Source organism: Brevibacterium sp. (assembly GCF_031179145.1).
Classification (GTDB): Bacteria; Actinomycetota; Actinomycetes; order Actinomycetales; family Brevibacteriaceae; genus Brevibacterium.
This window is the reverse complement of sequence record NZ_JAPSIB010000004.1, coordinates 134,234-148,402: the sequence shown is the minus strand read 5'-3', so window position 1 is coordinate 148,402 and position 14,169 is coordinate 134,234. Positions and strand designations below refer to the sequence as shown.

Annotated in this window: 16 protein-coding genes; 14 read left to right on the top strand and 2 right to left on the bottom strand. The window is 65.5% G+C overall.

The genetic code is table 11. The features are described 5' to 3' along the window. Positions 1–92: 92 nt before the first annotated feature. The 11 genes from rimM (at position 93) to RIT73_RS05000 (ending at position 8,991) form a co-directional block, all read left to right on the top strand. Positions 93–593, top strand: coding sequence for a ribosome maturation factor RimM (gene rimM, locus RIT73_RS05050; protein ID WP_309130966.1), 501 nt, complete (start codon positions 93–95; stop codon positions 591–593). Positions 594–601: 8 nt separating this feature from the next. Further along, on the top strand, positions 602–1,471 hold the full coding sequence (gene trmD / locus RIT73_RS05045; RefSeq protein WP_309130965.1) for a tRNA (guanosine(37)-N1)-methyltransferase TrmD: 870 nt from the start codon (positions 602–604) through the stop codon (positions 1,469–1,471). Between the two features lie 173 nt (positions 1,472–1,644). Beyond that, on the top strand, positions 1,645–1,986 hold the full coding sequence (rplS, locus tag RIT73_RS05040) for a 50S ribosomal protein L19 (protein ID WP_309130964.1): 342 nt from the start codon (positions 1,645–1,647) through the stop codon (positions 1,984–1,986). 3 nt (positions 1,987–1,989) lie between these two features. Then, positions 1,990–2,625, top strand: a complete 636-nt coding sequence (gene lepB, locus RIT73_RS05035; protein WP_309130963.1) for a signal peptidase I — start codon at positions 1,990–1,992, stop codon at positions 2,623–2,625. 190 nt (positions 2,626–2,815) lie between these two features. After that, a complete protein-coding gene (gene lepB / locus RIT73_RS05030; RefSeq protein ID WP_309130962.1) occupies positions 2,816–3,514 on the top strand; it encodes a signal peptidase I in 699 nt (232 codons plus the stop codon). Next, a complete protein-coding gene (locus tag RIT73_RS05025) occupies positions 3,514–4,224 on the top strand; it encodes a ribonuclease HII (protein ID WP_309130961.1) in 711 nt (236 codons plus the stop codon). Before lepB (RIT73_RS05030) ends, RIT73_RS05025 begins: the two co-directional genes overlap by 1 nt. After that, positions 4,221–4,538, top strand: a complete 318-nt coding sequence (locus RIT73_RS05020; protein ID WP_309130960.1) for a DUF2469 domain-containing protein — start codon at positions 4,221–4,223, stop codon at positions 4,536–4,538. Before RIT73_RS05025 ends, RIT73_RS05020 begins: the two co-directional genes overlap by 4 nt. 162 nt (positions 4,539–4,700) lie before the next feature. Beyond that, the gene (locus RIT73_RS05015; RefSeq protein ID WP_309130959.1) at positions 4,701–5,159 is read left to right on the top strand and encodes a YraN family protein; all 459 of its coding nucleotides are present in this window, start codon (positions 4,701–4,703) and stop codon (positions 5,157–5,159) included. Continuing rightward, positions 5,159–6,709 (top strand): YifB family Mg chelatase-like AAA ATPase, encoded by a 1,551-nt coding sequence (locus tag RIT73_RS05010; protein WP_309130958.1) that lies wholly within the window; start codon positions 5,159–5,161, stop codon positions 6,707–6,709. The genes RIT73_RS05015 and RIT73_RS05010 overlap by 1 nt, the downstream gene beginning before the upstream one ends. Positions 6,710–6,844: 135 nt before the next feature. Beyond that, positions 6,845–8,032 carry a DNA-processing protein DprA gene (gene dprA, locus RIT73_RS05005; protein ID WP_309130957.1) on the top strand — a complete coding sequence of 396 codons (1,188 nt, stop codon included), beginning with the start codon at positions 6,845–6,847 and terminating at the stop codon, positions 8,030–8,032. Positions 8,033–8,049: 17 nt separating this feature from the next. Continuing rightward, positions 8,050–8,991 (top strand): tyrosine recombinase XerC, encoded by a 942-nt coding sequence (locus RIT73_RS05000; RefSeq protein WP_309130956.1) that lies wholly within the window; start codon positions 8,050–8,052, stop codon positions 8,989–8,991. A 58-nt stretch (positions 8,992–9,049) separates the two neighbouring features. Here RIT73_RS05000 and RIT73_RS04995 read toward each other — a convergent pair whose 3' ends face one another. Next, positions 9,050–9,718 (bottom strand): SDR family oxidoreductase, encoded by a 669-nt coding sequence (locus tag RIT73_RS04995; RefSeq protein WP_309130955.1) that lies wholly within the window; start codon positions 9,716–9,718, stop codon positions 9,050–9,052. A gap of 27 nt (positions 9,719–9,745) precedes the next feature. Beyond that, a complete protein-coding gene (locus tag RIT73_RS04990; protein ID WP_309130954.1) occupies positions 9,746–10,756 on the bottom strand; it encodes a D-alanyl-D-alanine carboxypeptidase family protein in 1,011 nt (336 codons plus the stop codon). 563 nt (positions 10,757–11,319) lie between these two features. Here RIT73_RS04990 and rpsB point away from each other — a divergent pair. The 3 genes from rpsB to pyrH all read left to right on the top strand — a co-directional run bounded on the left by rpsB (position 11,320) and on the right by pyrH (position 14,057). Continuing rightward, positions 11,320–12,273 carry a 30S ribosomal protein S2 gene (rpsB, locus tag RIT73_RS04985; RefSeq protein WP_309130953.1) on the top strand — a complete coding sequence of 318 codons (954 nt, stop codon included), beginning with the start codon at positions 11,320–11,322 and terminating at the stop codon, positions 12,271–12,273. 33 nt (positions 12,274–12,306) lie between these two features. Further along, entirely contained in the window at positions 12,307–13,134 is an 828-nt protein-coding gene (gene tsf, locus RIT73_RS04980; protein ID WP_309130952.1) for a translation elongation factor Ts, read from the top strand. 170 nt (positions 13,135–13,304) lie between these two features. Further along, a complete protein-coding gene (pyrH, locus tag RIT73_RS04975; protein ID WP_309130951.1) occupies positions 13,305–14,057 on the top strand; it encodes a UMP kinase in 753 nt (250 codons plus the stop codon). Positions 14,058–14,169: the final 112 nt, after the last annotated feature.

Below are 14,169 nucleotides of genomic sequence, written 5' to 3'. Positions count from 1 at the left end.
AACTGAATCCGCCGAGCCTTCCGCGGTTAGACTGTGCTCTGATCGCGAGGATGTGACTCGCCATTCGGCAGCAGAGAACAAGAAGGAGCAGCATGGACACGGTGTTCGCCCGGTTGGGTAAACCGCACGGCATCAAAGGGGAATTCACCGTCGAGGTGCGCACCGATCGCCCGGACGAGCGGCTGGTGCCGGGTCAGTCGTACTCCACCGACCCGGACATCGGACCGCTGACTCTGAAGACAGCTCGGTGGCACCGCGACCGGCTGCTGCTCAGCTTCGAGGAGATCTCAGATCGCTCCCGCGCCGAGGAGGTGCGCAACACCCTGATCCTTGGTGAGATCGCCGAGGAGGAGGAAGAGGACAACGCCTGGTACCTCGACGATCTCATCGGCCTCGACGTGTTTGAAGGCGATGCCAAGGTCGGCACAGTCACCGATGTCACGAACGGAGTGGCGCAGGATCTGCTGCACATGGAGCACGTCGATGGGCACGAAGTGCTCATTCCCTTCGTCGAGCAGATCGTTCCCGACGTCGACCTGGACGCCGGCAGAATCACTGTCACCCCTCCGGCCGGACTGTTCGACGCCGAATGAGCCCGACCATGAGAATCGATGTCGTCTCCATCTTCCCCGACTATCTGGCCGGGTTGAAGCTGTCGCTGATCGGCAAGGCGGTGGAGCAGGGGCTGCTCGATCTCACCATCCACGATCTGCGCGACTTCACATTCGACCGTCACCGGACCGTCGACGACTCTCCCTATGGCGGGGGCGCCGGCATGGTGATGAAGGCGGAGCCGTGGGCGCTGGCTCTCGAGCACATCCTCGGCGAGGGTGCCGTGACGACGGACAACCGCCTCGGCGAGGGTGCCGCGACGACGGACAACCGCCTCGGCGAGGGTGGCGCGACGACGGACGACGACCTCGGCGGGGAGAACCCGTCGGCGGCGAAGCCGGTGCTCATCGTGCCGAGCCCCGCGGGGCCCGTGTTCAATCAGCGCACCGCAGAGGAACTGGCCGGCACCGACCAACTGGTGTTCGCGTGCGGGCGCTATGAGGGCATCGACCAGCGGGTGCTCGACTGGGCGGGAGACCGTTTCGACCTGCGTCCGATGAGCATCGGCGACTATGTCCTCAACGGGGGAGAAGTGGCGTCGATGGTGATGATCGAAGCGATCAGCCGGCTCATCCCCGGAGTCATCGGCAATCCCGAGTCGCTGACGGAGGAGAGCCACGAGGACGGCCTCCTCGAATACCCGATCTACACGAAGCCGGCGAACTGGCGCGGCCACGCGGTGCCCGAGGTCCTCCTCAGCGGCAACCACCAGGCGATTGCGAGATGGCGACGGGACCGACGGCTCGAGCGCACCGCCGAGGTCCGACCCGATCTGCTGGCGAAGCTGAGCGATCTCGACGCCCGGGATCGCGCCGCCTTGGACCGGTTTGAGTCGGATGGGCGAACCGTGACAGAATAGGGCGTCGCGTTTGTTGGCATTCACCTGCTTCAGGGGGATGGGTGCCCAGCACTGTTCGCCGAGGTCATCTCGGCGGGAATCGGGGAGCAATCCCGGCAGACGATCCACTCACCGGACAAACCGGTCTGAAAAGCGTGTCCTCGTCCTGAAGCGGAAGACACAGGAGAATCACTATGCAGAAGCTTGATGTTGTCGATGCAGCCTCGCTGAAGTCCGACGTGCCTGAATTCCGCGCCGGTGACACCCTCAACGTCCACGTTCGCGTGGTCGAGGGCACCCGCTCGCGTATCCAGGTCTTCAAGGGTATCGTCATCCGTCGCCAGGGCGACGGTGTCCGCGAGACCTTCACCGCTCGTAAGATCAGCTTCGGCGTCGGCGTCGAGCGCACCTTCCCGGTGCACTCGCCCATCGTCGAGAAGATCGAGGTGCTCAGCCGCGGTGACGTTCGCCGTGCGAAGCTGTACTACCTCCGCAAGCTGCGCGGTAAGGCCGCACGCATCCGCGAAAAGGCCTGATACTTGCCCGGCGCTGCGCCGAGTGATCACGAAAACGCGACCTACGGGTCGCGTTTTCGCATCTCTCCGAGGTGGTGGAAGACCGTTCTGGTCCTCGCCGTCGTCATCGTCCTCCTCGGGGCGGCGGTGCGCGGCTTCATCGTCCAGAGGTTCACGATCCCCAGCGAGTCGATGCAACCCACCCTCCAGGTCGGTGACGAGATCACCGTCTGGCGACCCGATGCCCTCCGCGGGGACATCAACCGCGGCGACATCGTCGTCTTCGACGGCCGCGGGTCCTTCGTCGACGCCGCTCTGCCGACCCCGTTGCAGAAGTTCGGTTCCTGGGTCGGGCTCGGCAGCCGGGACGTCTACTACGTCAAGCGCGTGATCGGCGTCGGCGGGGACACAGTGAAATGCTGCGACCCCGAAGGCCGGCTCCTCCTCAACGGCGAACCCCTCGACGAGGACTACACATCGCTGCCCGCCTCGGCGACCGAGTTCTCGGTGCAGGTCCCCGCGGGCACCATGTGGGTGATGGGCGACAACCGGAACGACTCGGCCGATTCCCGTTCGCTGCTCGGTCGACCCGGCGGGGGTTTCATTCCCATCGATCGAGTCGTGGGGCCCGTCATCGGGCATGGCTCGTCGGTCGACTGAACAGCTGTCGACGGGCAGCTGTGATCGACTGAACAGCTGTCGACGGGCGGCTGTGATCGACTGAACAGCTGCGACCGGCAGTCGCGAACAGCACTGTCTGCCTCCGATCATTCTGAGGATTGCGCCGGGGATCGGCTGATACGCTCAGTCGAGTCCTGCCGCGCGTGGCCTGGTCGAAGAAAGCGAACGAATGCCCTCCTCAGAAGCCTCCCCTCCCTCCTCCCGGAAGTTCGTCCGCGGTCTGCTCGAAGTCGTGGCGATCATCGTCGTCGCCGTGCTCATCTCGACGGCGCTGCGGGCCTGGGTGATGCGGTCGTTCTACATCCCGTCCGGCTCCATGGAGCAGACCCTGCAGATCGACGACCGCGTGCTCGTCAATCAGCTCGCTCCCCGTTTCGATCCCCCTGACCGTGGGGACATCATCGTCTTCGATGATCCCGGCGACTGGCTCTCCGACGACCAGGCGTCGTCGTACGAACCCAACCCGGTCCTCGAATTCCTCGGACTGGCGCCCTCGGATGCGGGCAATCAGCTGATCAAGCGCGTGATCGGCAAGGGCGGTGACACTGTGGAGTGCTGTGATGCTCAGGGTCGGCTGCTCGTCAACGGCGAACCGATCGATGAGACCTATCTGGAACCGGGAATGGCTCCCTCCGAGATGGACTTCTCAGTCACCGTGCCCGAAGGCGACTACTGGGTGATGGGCGACAACCGCAGCAACTCCGCCGACTCCCGCTTCCATCAGGACACCCATCCCTTCGTCCCGGCCGAGAACGTAGTGGGCACGGTGTTCCTCGTCAACTGGCCCCTGAACCGGTTGACGTGGATGAGTACGCCGGCTGACGTCTTCGCCCATGTTCCCGAGCCGGAAGGAATCACCGGCAGCTGATGACGATCACCGGTCTGACTGATCTCAGTCTCGAACGCGCACTTCTCGCCGAGGGCTTCGACTTCGTGATCGGAGTCGACGAAGTCGGACGCGGCGCCCTGGCAGGTCCCGTCAGCGTCGGCGTCGCGGTGTTCGAACTGTCCGAACTGATCCGCACCACGGTGCCCGAGGGCATCCACGACTCCAAGCAGCTTTCCTGCGCTGCCCGCCGGGCCGCCACCGAGCGGGTCCAGGGGTGGGCACGGGCCACCGCGGTGGCCTCGGCGAGTCCGACCGAGATCGACGTCCTCGGAATGACGATGGCACTCAACCTGGCCGGCAGGAGGGCTCTCGCCGAGGTGTTCGGGTCCGACGCGATCCCGCGCCGGACCCTGGTGCTCCTCGACGGCAAACACGACTGGCTCTCGGCCCCACTCACGCTCGACTGCCTGGGGATGTTCGGCCCCGCCGCCGACCTGCTGATACCGCCCGTGCGGACAGTGATCAAAGGCGACGGCAGGATCCCGGTGATCGCAGCGGCGAGCATCGTGGCCAAGGTGGCCCGCGACGAGGAGATGATCGAACTCGCCGAGGCGCACCCGCAGTATGGTTGGGAGTCGAACGTTGGATACGGGACGCTCAGGCATCGTCAGGGCATCGCCGAACACGGTGCGAGCGTTCATCATCGGAAGAGTTTCCGCTTACACACGACTGAGGAATTGTTGGCATGAGCACAGATGATCTGGACGACTACGAAGCACAGTTGGAGCTTCAGCTGTACAAGGAGTACCGGGACGTCGTGGGGCTGTTCGCCTACGTGGTGGAGACGGAGCGACGCTTCTACCTCGCCAACCACGTCGACCTCAAAGCGCACAACGACGCCGGTGACGTCTACTTCGAACTGACGCTGCGTGATGCCTGGGTGTGGGACAGCTACCGTTCCGCCCGGTTCATCAAGACCGTGCATGTGCTCACGTTCAAGGACGTCAACATCGAGGAGATCGCCAAGAGCGAACTCGAACCGCCGACCTCGATCGGACGGTAGGGACACAGGCTCGGTCGGACGGCAGCGAGTCCGACTCGATCATGGCGGACTGTGGACGGCCTGCCGACTTGCGCGGGTACGGCCTGTGGATGATCAAAGTGAATCCACAGGCCGTACGTGCGCCCTTTCGGATTCCTCGCCCCTCGTGGTGGGCTGTGCCGCATGGGACATTCAGACGCGAACCGGAGCGGGAGACCGACCCCGGAAGGCAAAGGCGATCGGCCTCGCGCCGCTGAGCCGCGCATCCTCCGCTCGCCCAGCCGAGGTGACCGGCAGCTGAGCCTCGGTCGTGCCGGTGAGGACCTGGCTGCCGCCTATCTCGAAGGCCGCGGGATGACGATCGTCGAACGCAACTTCAGATGCCCTCGCGGAGAGATCGACATCATCGCCCGCGACGGCGATGAACTGGTCTTCGTCGAGGTGAAGACTCGCCGGAGCCTGAGGCTGGGTTCACCGCTGGAGGCCATCACCCCGGTCAAACTCGTGCGGATCAGGAGGCTGGTCGGCATCTGGCTCAGCCGGCAGACCGAGTTCATCGCCGCCATCCGCATCGACGGTCTCGGTATCGTCATGAGCCCCGAACCGCAGTACTTCCACGTTGAGAACCTGCAGGCCGACTGATGGGCTCCGAGGCGAAGCTGAACGTGATCGGACGATCCTCGGCCGTAGCGCTATGGGGGCTGGCCGGTACGATCGTCTCCATCGAAGCCTGCGTCAGTGCGGGCCTGCCCGGCATCGACATCGTCGGTCTGCCCGACGCATCTGTGAGTGAGTCGCGCAAGCGGCTGCGGGCGGCGCTGGCGTATCTCGGGATTCCTGTCGCCACGCAGCACCTGACGATCAATCTCACTCCGGGCACGGTGCCGAAGGTCGGCACCGGTTTCGACCTTGGCATCGCCGTGGCCGTGCTCAGGGCTCAGGGAGTCATCGGCTTCGCCGGAACGGAATCGATCATCCATTGCGGGGAGCTGGGACTCGACGGTCGGATCAGGCCAGTCAACGGAGTCCTGCCCACACTGCATGTCGGACTGCAGTCCGGCTTCGACCGATTCGTCGTGCCGGTCGGGAACTGTCACGAGGCATCTCTGCTGGCCGGGGCACAGGTCAAAGCAGTCGCCTCTCTGGCCGAACTCGTCAACATCTACGGCGGCGACCTCGCGGTTCCGCCCCTACCCGCGGTCGTCGCAGCGCCGACGCCATCGACTCACCGTCCCGAACTGCACGACCTGTCCGAAGTGCAGGGGCAGGACGAAGCTCGATTCGGACTCGAGGTCGCCGCCGCCGGAGGACACAATCTGCTCATGCGCGGGACTCCCGGCGCGGGCAAGACACTGCTGGCCCAATGCCTGCCCGGCATCCTGCCGCCCCTCGACGATGCGCAGGCGGTGGAGGTCGCAGCGGTGAGATCGCTGCGTGGAGAGCTCGAGAGCAGTGAGGGCCTCGACCACCGTCCGCCGTTCGAAGCCCCACATCATCGCAGCACCGCCTCGGCAATGGTCGGGGGGCGCAAGCCCGGGTCGATCGGCATCATCAGCCGCGCCCACCGAGGAGTCCTGTTCCTCGACGAGGCGCCGGAGTTCTCCCGGGACGTGTTGGAGGCGCTGCGCCAGCCCCTGGAATCGCGGCAGGTGCAGATCCACCGCGCATGGGGCTCGATGGTGCTGCCGGCAGCCTTCCAGCTGATCATGGCGGCGAACCCCTGTCCGTGTGGCGCGGGAATGCAGGGCGCGGAGGTTCATTGTCAATGCACTCCCATGGACAAGCGCAGGTACCGGAGCAGACTCTCGGGCCCACTGCTCGACAGGGTCGACCTGCAGCTCGAGCTGCTCCCGGTCTCTCCGGCCGACATCCGCCTCGCTGGTGCGCAGGAGTCGAGCGCAGCAGTGACAGAGAGAGTCCTCGCAGCCAGACAGAGACAGGCCGCCAGATACGCCGACTGTCCGTGGAAGCTCAACGCGGCGGCTCCGGGTCCATGGCTTCGCGAGCACTTCTCACTCAGCCCGAAGGCACTCGCCGATCTCGACCGGGCCCTCGAGACCGGGAGGATCACCATGCGCGGGTACGACCGGATTCTGCGAGTTGCGACGACGCTGGCCGATCTCGAAGGGGCTGAGGCCCCCACCGCGGACAGAATCAGAACGGCGCTCGCCCTGCGAAGTCAGGATACGTAAGTGGGGCGGGCGCGTGCCGAAAACCGGCGGACTCGAGTAAGTGAAAGCACGTCGGCGCTCGGATGAGAAGGGGAAGGGCAGATGGACGGGGCAGACGAAGGAACCGAACCAGCACAGGGTCCGACGAGGGGGAACGTGTCCGATGATGCTCGAGCGGCAGTCGCGGCGCTGTTGAGAATCGGTGAGCCGGGTGACGGACTGATGAAGGGCCTCGTCGATGAGATGGGTCCGCGAGCTGTGCTCGATCTCATCATCGCCGTCGCCACCCGGCAGGCCTCAGCGAACGAGGCGGCCGCTGGAGTCTCCACTGCCATCGGCACCGTGGCCGGCGCCGGGCAGCTGTCCGAGGCGCTTGCCAGGTGGGCAGTACGCGGAGAGGAATCGGCGGGCGGCCGGGACCTCGACTCCATGCAGCGGTTGGGCAGTCGGCTCGTGCTGCCCACCGACCCCGAATGGCCCGCAGCTCTGTCCGACCTCGGGCCTGCAGCGCCCTTGGGGCTGTGGGTCAGGGGAGAGGCGTTGCTGCGGTCGGTCCTGCTCCGCGCCGTCGCGGTCGTCGGCGCACGGGCCGCGAGCAGCTACGGCACCAAATGCGCGTCCGATCTCGCCTGGGACCTCTCGGCTCGTGGAGTCACAGTCGTCTCCGGCGGGGCCTTCGGCATCGACGCGGCAGCTCACCGCGCAGCGATTGCGCGCGACCATCCGACAGTGGCGTTCATGGCGGGCGGAGTCGATCGGTTCTATCCGGCCGCGAACACGGAACTGTTTCGACAGATGCTCCCCGGGGGCGCGATCGTCTCGGAGACCGCGCCGGGAATGACGCCCATGCGCCACCGCTTCCTGCTGCGCAATCGACTCATCGCCGCGTCGTCGGTCGCGACGATCATCGTTGAAGCCGGCTGGAGGTCGGGTGCGCTCAACACGGCCAGGCATGCGCTTGAACTCTCACGAGCCGTCGGAGCTTTTCCCGGCTCCGTGTACTCGGCGTCCTCGACGGGTTGCCATCGCCTTCTCCGCCTTCACGAGGCGGAATTGGTGACCTGCTGCGACGACGTCATGGGGCTGCTCGATCTCGCGGAGCCGACGCTCTTCGAGGACACGGCGGCCGCCCCCGCTGACGACCCCGTCGACGACTTGGCGGAGCGGGAGAAGATCTGTCTCAACGCGCTCTCGACGACACGCGCGCTCGACCCCGGCACCATCGCGAGCCGAGCCGGCCTGACCATCGTCGAAGCGCTGTCGGCGCTCGCCGCTCTCGAACTGACCGGGCTGAGCGCCCGACGCGACGCGGGGTGGGTCAAGCTGCGCCGGAAGAAGAGGTGACCGCGTACCCTGGGAGCGTGACGACTTCGAAGAGCATCGCCGAGGCTGTGGCCGGGTACGCGGACCATCTGCGGTCCCGCAACGTCTCCCCGCACACAGCGAAGGCCTACCTCTCCGATGTCGGTGATTTCCTCGACCACACGGGCAGCGGGCAGCGGCCCGATCCAAATCTGGACGACATCGATCTGCAGGATCTGCGCGCCTGGCTGATCGCTCTCGATGACGCGGGTGCGGCGAAGTCGACGGTGGCGCGGAAGATCGCCGCGGTGAAGTCGTTCTTCGCCTACTGCGTGAGCAGCCAGGGTCTGACGAACAATCCGGCGGCCCGACTGCGCACCCCGAAGAAGGACTCACGGCTGCCCACCGTGCTCAAACCCCAGCAGGCGGCGGACCTGATCTCGGCCGTGCCGACAACCGCGGGGGACCCCGACGCTGACAACGACCCTGTGGAGATCGCACGAGCGGCCCGGGACGTGGCGATCCTCGAGATGCTCTACGCCACCGCGGTCCGAGTCTCGGAGCTGTGCGGTCTGGACCGCCGGGACGTCGACCATCACAAATCGATGATCACGGTCCTGGGCAAAGGCAGCAAGGAACGTCGGGTGCCCTTCGGCGGACCCGCACGTGACGCGCTCGAGAGGTGGCTGGGGCTGCGGGCCGCCCTCGCGAGCGACCGGAGCGGGGACGCCCTGTTCCTCGGCCTGCGCGGAGGGCGGATCGGCGCTCGGCAGGTGAGGGAGCTCGTCCACCGCTATGGGGTCGGACAACCCGAGGCTCCGGACATCGGGCCGCACGGGCTCAGGCATTCGGCAGCGACTCACATGCTCGACAGAGGTGCCGACCTGCGGCAGATCCAGGAGCTGCTCGGTCATGCGACCATGAGCAGCACGCAGATCTACACCCACGTTTCGATGCAGAGGCTCCAGGACACCTACCGGCGGGCCCACCCACGGGCCTGAATTTCGGGCGGCACAGCCCGGCACCGCCGTATCGCGGGCCGGCCGTGTCCGCGGGACGTCAGCGCTGCGTCTGCAGGAAGCTCTCCAGAGCATCTCGAAGTGGAGTGTCGCCGTCCCAGACGTCGATCGACATCCCGATGGTACGCGGCTCGTCCAGCACGACTCGGATGAAGTCCGCCACGTTCGCCCGCGAAGTGGAGGCGCCGCGCGGCGACCCCGTGCCGACTTCGCCGGTGCCGGTCGCGGGTTCGTCCGTCAGCCGACCGGGTTTGACGATCGTGTAGTCGAGGCCCGAGGAGATGAGCGCTTCATCCGCTTCCCGTTTGGCATCCCAGTACGCGGCGAAGACCGGATCGGTGCCCTCCGGTACGGGCTCGGTGACGCCGATGAAAGAGATCTGGACGAATCTGCGGACCCCGATCTCCAGACAGGCATCGATCGACTTGAGTGAACCACCCAGATCGATGCTGCGCTTGGCCTCGATCGTCGAGCCCGGTCCGGCGCCGGCGGCGAACACCAAGGCATCGGACCCGGCGACGGCGGCGGCCAGCTCGGCAGCGCTTGCGGTCGCGATATCGCAGATCTGGGCCTGAGCTCCCAGCGCTTCGATCTCGTTCACCTGCTCGGGTCTTCTGATGATCGAGGTCACTTCGTGACCGGCGGAGATGAGCTGTTCAGTGGCTTTCAGGGCAATCTGTCCGTGCCCTCCGACAATGGCGATACGCATGCCTCCAGTTCTATCGCACCAGTGTCCTCATTTCCTGTACTCCCAGTGCCAAGCCTCTGGGAGCGACCCGGTCTGTCGGGCCCAGCCGGGATGAACCCAGCCGAACGTCGGGGCGTTTGCCCGCATCCACGAATGCTGTGCCGTGCCGAACGCGTTGATCCCACCACCCAGGTCCACGGCCAGGGCCCAGCCGTGGTTGGAACGGCCCGGAGTGGCCGCCATCCGTCCTTTGCGGCGCTTGAGGATGACTTGAGTGTCGTAGTCGCGGTAGGAATCCGTGACAGAGATCGGAGAGCCGAATCGGGCCCGATACGCATATGACAGGCGATCGAAGGCCTTCTGCGCGTCGCAGCGGAGCATGTGCCCGGGAGCAGACTCGAGCTCGCACATAGCCGAGGCCGGTATCCGGCCATTCCGGTGACCGCCCCAGGCTCCGGCACCTGAGCTCGTGTCATCGCCGGCCGGTTCCTCCTCCGGGGTGCGCGAGAGTGGCAGGAGGAGGGACTGCTCCTGGCCGAAGAACTGCGCGGGATCGAGGTACTTCCGGTTGCTGGCCGCCGGCCAGACCCCGAGATGCAGACAGGACCTGTCACAGTGGGAACCCTCACCCACGGCGCCGATCATGGCTCCAGGGGCGAAGCTCTCGCCCATCTTGAGGTCGGAGGTCGCCGGTTGGAAGGACACCACGAATCCCGATTCGGTTTCAATGCTCACGGTCTGCGTCCCGGCGACGGACCCGCGGAAGCGGATCACTCCCGCTGCCGGCGCCCGCAGAGGCTCGCCGCCGACAGCCAGCACGTCGATGCCACGGTGGCCCCGCGACCATTTCTCCTCCGGCGGATCGAAGGCTTCGATGATCTCCATCGCCGGGACCGGTGAGACCCAAGTGGCAGTGAGCTTCTCCACGGCGACGGCACGGTCCGCGGGAAGGAGGAGGGTCGCCTCGGCGAGGATCAGGGCGAGGATCGCAAGGATCGGTGTCAGCGCCGACGAGAACCGAGTCCGGAGCAGTGGTGGGCTGGTGTCGAATCGGGTCATGGATTCATCGAAGAGCAGCACGCCAGGGAAGTCACCAGCGCCGAATTTCCCTGTGGAAGAGCGCGGGGCATCCACAGGGAAAACGAGCATGAGTGCGGCGTCGAACCACAGTACGACGGGCACGAGTCAGGGGAGTGGTCCGAACGCCGCGGCGCGGGCGATCCCCGCCGCGCAGGCGAAACCCGGCGATCAGCGCGATGCGAGTGGGAATGGCGCGGTGCAGGTGTTGTCCAGCTCCTTCGGGCACGAGTCCCGCCTGTGTCCCGCCATCCACAAGCGAAAGTGCATGAGTCGGGCGGAAGAGCTCCGCGATGAGGGTCATCGATTGGAAAACGCTTGGTCGGCCGGGCTACACTGGGCTCAGCAGAAGCGTGTCTTCTGACTACGCGTATTCGAATTCTTCTCCACCCCGAGGTGCAAGCGGTCCATCTGGGCAGTCTTGTGGGGTGCGCGGACCGAATACCAGGCATCAACCGAAATCGTCACCGTCGTCGGCAGTCGAAACGCTGCCCGTCAACCGTGACTCAGTGCGCCCGAGAGGCGCAAGAGAAAGGAGCGTCGGCATGGCCGTCGTCACCATCCGCCAGCTGCTCGACAGCGGCGTCCACTTTGGACACCAGACCCGTCGTTGGAACCCGAAGATGAAGCGCTTCATCTTCACGGAGCGCAACGGCATCTACATCATCGACCTGCAGAAGTCGCTGGGCTACATCGACAACGCCTTCGAGTTCGTCAAGGAAACCGTCTCCCACGGTGGCTCGATCCTCTTCGTCGGCACCAAGAAGCAGGCACAGGAATCGATCGCCGAGCAGGCCAAGCGCGTCGGCCAGCCCTTCGTCAACCAGCGTTGGCTCGGCGGCATGCTCACCAACTTCCAGACCATCTCGCTGCGTCTGGCTCGCCTGAAGGAACTCGAAGAGATCGACTTCGACGACGTTGCCGGCTCGGGTCACACCAAGAAGGAACTCCTCATTCTCCGTCGTGAGAAGGACAAGCTGGAGAAGACCCTCGGTGGTATCCGCGACATGCAGCGCACTCCGTCCGCTGTCTGGATCGTCGACACCAAGAAGGAACACCTGGCCGTCGACGAAGCGAAGAAGCTGGGCATCCCGGTCATCGCGATCCTCGACACCAACTGCGACCCCGATGACGTCACCTACCCGATCCCGGGCAACGACGACGCCATCCGCTCGGTGTCCCTGCTCACCCGCGTGATCGCCGACGCGGTCGCCGAGGGCCTCATCGCCCGTCACTCCTCCCCGGACGAGGGCGGCGAGAAGAACGTCTCCGCCGTCGAGCCGATGCCGGAGTGGGAGCGCGAACTGCTCGAAGGCAGCGCCCCTGCCGGTGAAGAAGGCCCTGCCGGTGAAGCGGCAGAAGCCGGCGAAGCTGCTCCCGAGGAAGCCGCTTCCACCGAAGAGGCAGCGCAGGAGCCCGCGGGAGCCACCGAGACCGAAGAGGCAGCGCAGGAGCCCGCGGCAGCCGGTGCCGACTCCACCGAGTCCGCACAGTCCTGATTTCCTTCAACTCCACCACCAATAGGAGAAAGTATGGCAAACTACACTGCCGCTGACATCAAGTCGCTGCGAGAGAAGACCGGCGCCGGAATGATGGACGTCAAGAAGGCTCTCGGCGAAGCCGACGGCGACCAGGCGAAGGCCATCGAGATCCTCCGCGTCAAGGGCCTCAAGGGTGCCACCAAGCGCGAAGGACGTTCCACCAGCGACGGCCTCGTGGCCGCTCATGTCGACGGTGGAGTCGGCACGATGATCGAACTCAACTCGGAGACCGACTTCGTCGCGAAGTCGGACCCCTTCATCGCACTTGCGGACGAGGTCCTCAACCTGGCAGTGGCCAACAAGGCCGAGTCCGCCGAGGCACTCCTCGAGACCGAGGTCGACGGCAAGCCCGTCTCCCAGTTCATCACCGAAAGCGGAGCCACGCTGGGTGAGAAGGTCGCGCTGCGCCGTGTCGCCCGGCTCGAAGGCTCCGCCATCGAGTCGTACCTGCACCGCACGAACAAGGACCTGCCTCCGCAGGTCGGCGTTCTGCTCGCCTACGAAGGCGACGACTCGGCAGTCGCTCACGATGTGGCTGTCCATATCGCCGCGATGAGCCCGAAGTACTTCTCGCGCGAAGAGGTCCCCGCCGACCTCGTCGAGAACGAACGTCGCATCGCCGAGGACACCGCGAAGAACGAAGGAAAGCCCGAGAAGGCTCTGCCGAAGATCATCGAAGGACGCGTCAACGGCTTCTTCAAGGAGAACTGCCTGCTTGACCAGGCATTCGCCAAGGATCCCAAGCAGTCCGTGGGCAAGGTCCTCGAGGCCGCCGGCGTCAAGGCAACCGGATTCCTGCGCTTCCGCGTCGGATCCTGAAGCCTTCTCAACCGCTGACCAGGTACTTCGCCAACAGGCGAAGTCGCCACATCAGCTGTCGTCGGCCTGAGAGTGATCTCATAAGCGAGTGACGGGGTCGGACCATTGGGTCCGGCCCCGTTTTCGCTAAACTGTCAACAACCATCGTGCCCGCACGGAAGAAGGACTCAATGACATCCACCCCGGTTCACGAATCCAGTCATGCCAGCAGACCGGTTCGTACCCACCGTCGCCGCGTACTCCTCAAGCTGTCCGGCGAGGTGTTCGGAGGCGGGAAGATCGGCGTCGATCCCGACGTGGTGGCCGCTGTGGCTCGAGAAGTCGCTCCCATCGTCGACGAGGTGGAAGTCAGCATCGTCGTCGGAGGCGGCAACTTCTTCCGGGGAGCAGAGCTCTCCCAGCGGGGCATGGACCGGACCCGCGCCGACTACATGGGCATGCTCGGCACCGTGATGAACTGCCTGGCCCTGCAGGACTTCCTCGAGCAGCTCGGCGTCGACACCCGAGTCCAGACGGCGATTCCCATGTCGCAGGTCGCCGAGTCCTACATCCCCCGCCGTGCCATGCGCCACATGGAGAAGAACCGCGTCGTCATCTTCGGCGCCGGCGCCGGCCTGCCCTACTTCTCCACGGATACCGTGGCCGCACAGCGGGCCCTCGAGATCCACGCCGACGAGGTGCTCATCGCCAAGAACGGCGTCGACGGCGTTTACACCGCCGACCCGAACCTCGATCCGACCGCGGAGAAGATCAACGAGATCACCTATGAGGAGGCGCTGATCTCAGGCCTCAAGGTCGTCGACGCCACAGCGTTCTCCCTGTGCATGGACAACAAGCTTCCGATGCACGTCTTCGGCATGGAAGGCGAAGGCAACCTGCGCAAGGCGATCGCGGGGGAGAAGATCGGCACCGTCGTCAAGTAGTCGAGCGGCCGCCGAGCTGCCGGAATTCGTGGTGCAGCCGGCCCGCCGGAATACCCACGCCATCCGTGCTCAGGCATTGCTGTCGTATTGCCTGCGCCGAGGTGATGGCATG

Coding starts and splice junctions, on each gene's coding strand:
- rimM (WP_309130966.1), top strand. CDS start 93: ATGGACACGGTGTTCGCCCGGTTGGGTAAACCGCACGGCATCAAAGGG.
- trmD (WP_309130965.1), top strand. CDS start 602: ATGAGAATCGATGTCGTCTCCATCTTCCCCGACTATCTGGCCGGGTTG.
- rplS (WP_309130964.1), top strand. CDS start 1,645: ATGCAGAAGCTTGATGTTGTCGATGCAGCCTCGCTGAAGTCCGACGTG.
- lepB (WP_309130962.1), top strand. CDS start 2,816: ATGCCCTCCTCAGAAGCCTCCCCTCCCTCCTCCCGGAAGTTCGTCCGC.
- RIT73_RS05025 (WP_309130961.1), top strand. CDS start 3,514: ATGACGATCACCGGTCTGACTGATCTCAGTCTCGAACGCGCACTTCTC.
- RIT73_RS05020 (WP_309130960.1), top strand. CDS start 4,221: ATGAGCACAGATGATCTGGACGACTACGAAGCACAGTTGGAGCTTCAG.
- RIT73_RS05015 (WP_309130959.1), top strand. CDS start 4,701: ATGGGACATTCAGACGCGAACCGGAGCGGGAGACCGACCCCGGAAGGC.
- RIT73_RS05010 (WP_309130958.1), top strand. CDS start 5,159: ATGGGCTCCGAGGCGAAGCTGAACGTGATCGGACGATCCTCGGCCGTA.
- RIT73_RS04995 (WP_309130955.1), bottom strand. CDS start 9,718: ATGCGTATCGCCATTGTCGGAGGGCACGGACAGATTGCCCTGAAAGCC.
- RIT73_RS04990 (WP_309130954.1), bottom strand. CDS start 10,756: ATGACCCGATTCGACACCAGCCCACCACTGCTCCGGACTCGGTTCTCG.
- rpsB (WP_309130953.1), top strand. CDS start 11,320: ATGGCCGTCGTCACCATCCGCCAGCTGCTCGACAGCGGCGTCCACTTT.
- tsf (WP_309130952.1), top strand. CDS start 12,307: ATGGCAAACTACACTGCCGCTGACATCAAGTCGCTGCGAGAGAAGACC.
- pyrH (WP_309130951.1), top strand. CDS start 13,305: ATGACATCCACCCCGGTTCACGAATCCAGTCATGCCAGCAGACCGGTT.